The 2,504-nt window shown below is 74.2% G+C and carries 3 protein-coding genes; 1 reads left to right on the forward strand and 2 read right to left on the reverse strand.

The window, feature by feature from the left end:
• Positions 1 to 173: 173 nt before the first annotated feature.
• The gene (locus AOK18_RS29110; RefSeq protein ID WP_055574152.1) at positions 174 to 608 is read right to left on the reverse strand and encodes an Hsp20/alpha crystallin family protein; all 435 of its coding nucleotides are present in this window, start codon (positions 606 to 608) and stop codon (positions 174 to 176) included.
• 133 nt (positions 609 to 741) lie between these two features.
• On the opposite strand from AOK18_RS29110, the gene AOK18_RS29115 reads away from it, so the two are divergent.
• Complete coding sequence (locus tag AOK18_RS29115) at positions 742 to 1,434, forward strand: hypothetical protein (RefSeq protein ID WP_055696253.1); 693 nt, start codon at positions 742 to 744, stop codon at positions 1,432 to 1,434.
• 249 nt (positions 1,435 to 1,683) lie between these two features.
• On the opposite strand, the gene AOK18_RS29120 is transcribed toward AOK18_RS29115, so the two are convergent.
• Complete coding sequence (locus AOK18_RS29120) at positions 1,684 to 2,142, reverse strand: DoxX family protein (protein WP_055696254.1); 459 nt, start codon at positions 2,140 to 2,142, stop codon at positions 1,684 to 1,686.
• Between the last annotated feature and the right edge of the window lie 362 nt (positions 2,143 to 2,504).

A 2,504-nucleotide genomic window follows, 5' to 3' on the forward strand; every position in this document is an offset into this window, starting at 1 on the left:
CCCTTCGGCCGGCCCGGCGGCTTCCCGTGGGCCGGAGCCGGGAACCCGGCCCGGGACGCCTCCCCTCGCACGGCCGTCATCGCGTTCTCGTGTACGGGGCGGGGGAGGGAGAGGGAGCACGGGGGACGGCCGTGGAGCAGGCCATCCCCGTCTCCGCGCGGCCGGAAGGGGACTCAGCCACTGATCTCCTTGTGGGCGGAGCCGCCGCGGACGGCGATCCTGCGCGGCTTGGCGCGCTCGGCGATCGGGATGCGCAGGGTCAGCACCCCCGCGTCGTAGTCCGCCTTGATGTGCTCGGTGTCCAGGGTGTCGGCCAGGACGACCTGGCGGGAGAAGACCCCCAGAGGCCGCTCGGAGAGCTCCATCTGGACGTCGTCCGCCTTGGTGACGGGCCGTCGCTCGGCCTTGACGGTCAGCATGTTCCGCTCGACGTCGATCTCGATCGCGTCCGGGGAGACGCCGGGCAGGTCGAGGGCGATCACGTACTCCTCGCCCTCGCGGTAGGCGTCCATGGGCATCGCCGACGGCCGCGACCAGGTACCGGTCGTGTTCAGGAGCTGCTGGGTGAGCCGGTCGAGCTCGCGGAACGGGTCGGTGCGCATCAACATCGTGAAACACCTCCAGTGTTCGGGCCGGGCACTTGTGCTGCCCGTGCGGTTCACCTGTCTTCGTTGTAGCATGTCATCCAAGTGATGACAAGTTGAATGTCACCGAGATGACGACAAGCCCGCTGGAGACTCCATGAGCAGCGACGATCGACCCGCCCCGCGCGCCCGCGGTCTCACCCCCACGTCCTTCCTCGCCGCCTCCGCGCTGCACACGATCTACGAGGCCCTGCGCACCGCCCGGACGTCACAGGACGAGGAGGGCCCCGAGCCCGCCCGGGCCAGTTCGGAACAGGCGCTCGCCGCGCTCCTGCTGCTGCGCGAAGTCCGCGATCAGCTCGCCGGGTGGGAACCGGGTCTGATCGAAGAGGCCCGGGAGGGAGGCGCCAGCTGGGCCGACCTCGCCCACCCCCTGGGCGTCTCCAGCCGGCAGGCCGCCGAACGCCGCTACCTGCGCGTACGCCCCGGACACCCGGGATCCACGGGTGAGCAGCGGGTGCGGGCGACCCGCGACCGCCGCGCCGCCGACCGCACCGTCACCGCGTGGGCCCGCGCCAACGCCGCGGACCTGCGCGGGCTCGCCGGCCAGATCACCGCGCTCACCGATCTCCCCGCCGCCGCCCGCACCCCTCTCGCCGGACTCACCGCGGCGCTCGCCGAGGACGACGCCGCCGCCCTCATCGGCCCCCTGGCGGTGACGCGCGCGCACCTGGCGTCCGGCCATCCCGACCTCGCCGCCCGTGTCGACGACGTCGTCCGCCACACCGACCGGCTCCGCCGGCACAGCGGCGACCGGCGCCAGGGACCTCCGAAACCACCGGAGCGCTGAGCACGGCCGACGGCGGTCCGGAACGATCGCGGCCACCCGTGCGTGCGGGAACGTGACGGAGGCCGGGGCCGATGGAGTCGACACCGCCGCAGGGTCCTCGGGGCGGCGGTTCCGCCCGGCCGGCGGGCGGCGCCGCCCCGCGTGGACGTCGCGGAACGGCCCCGAACCGGCCGTCGGCGCACCGGAGGGGCGGCCGGAACGGGATGCGGCGGGACGAGGGCGTGCCGGACGCCCCCGTCCCGGCGCCGCCTACTCGGCCACCCGCCGGCCGGGCTCCGGACGCGTGGACGGCCGGACGTCGGTCCTCCCCCTGCCCGCGAGGCCCGACAGGGACAGGGCGCCCGGTCCGAAGAACACGATGAGCAGGAAACCCCAGCAGAACAGGGCGGGGGCGAGACCGCCGTTCTGCAGGGGGAACAGGCCGTCCTTCTGATGCTCCGTGAAGTAGGCGAAGGCCATGATGCCCGAGCTGACGAAGGCCGCACCGCGCGTCGCGACCCCCAGAAGGACGAGGACGCCGCACGTCAGCTCGATCACCCCGGCGTACCAGAACGGCCAGTCGCCCACCGGGCTGGCCGTCCGGTCCAGCACCCCGAAGACCGTGGCGGCACCCTCACTGGTGAACAGCAGCCCCAGGACCATCCGGAACAGGCCCAGTACGAGGGGCTGGCGGCTCGTCAGTCGATCGCTGATGCGTGCGGTGCTCATCGGCACTCCTCGAGAGGTCGCTGTGCGGCGGGTGCCGCGGAACGCGGACACGGGTGTCTTCCCGTCCTCCCTACGCACGCGCGGCCCGACGGGTTCAGACGCGCGGCGAGGTTCTCGCGAGTCGTCGCGCGGTGCGGTGGAGGCGACGGCGCCGGCTCGCCCGGGCCGAACGGACACGGGGGAGCACCTCCCGGAGTGCCGGGGAGGGGAACCTGTCCGCCCGGTGCTCGTCACGGTGGGGGCAGCGGGCCGGCCCGTGGCCCCCGGCCGCGTCAACGCCGGGGAGAGCGGCTCACCGGCGGGCCGGGGACCTGCCGACGCGCGCTTCCCGCCGAGTCATCGAACCGCGGGCGCCCGGGTGG

It is taken from the genome of Streptomyces prasinopilosus (assembly GCF_001419695.1).
In the GTDB taxonomy this organism is placed as follows: Bacteria; Actinomycetota; Actinomycetes; order Streptomycetales; family Streptomycetaceae; genus Streptomyces; species Streptomyces prasinopilosus.

Excerpts from the sequence above, each read along its gene's own strand:
- AOK18_RS29120 (WP_055696254.1), bottom strand. The coding sequence starts at position 2,142 with ATGAGCACCGCACGCATCAGCGATCGACTGACGAGCCGCCAGCCCCTC.
- AOK18_RS29110 (WP_055574152.1), bottom strand. The coding sequence starts at position 608 with ATGTTGATGCGCACCGACCCGTTCCGCGAGCTCGACCGGCTCACCCAG.
- AOK18_RS29115 (WP_055696253.1), top strand. The coding sequence starts at position 742 with ATGAGCAGCGACGATCGACCCGCCCCGCGCGCCCGCGGTCTCACCCCC.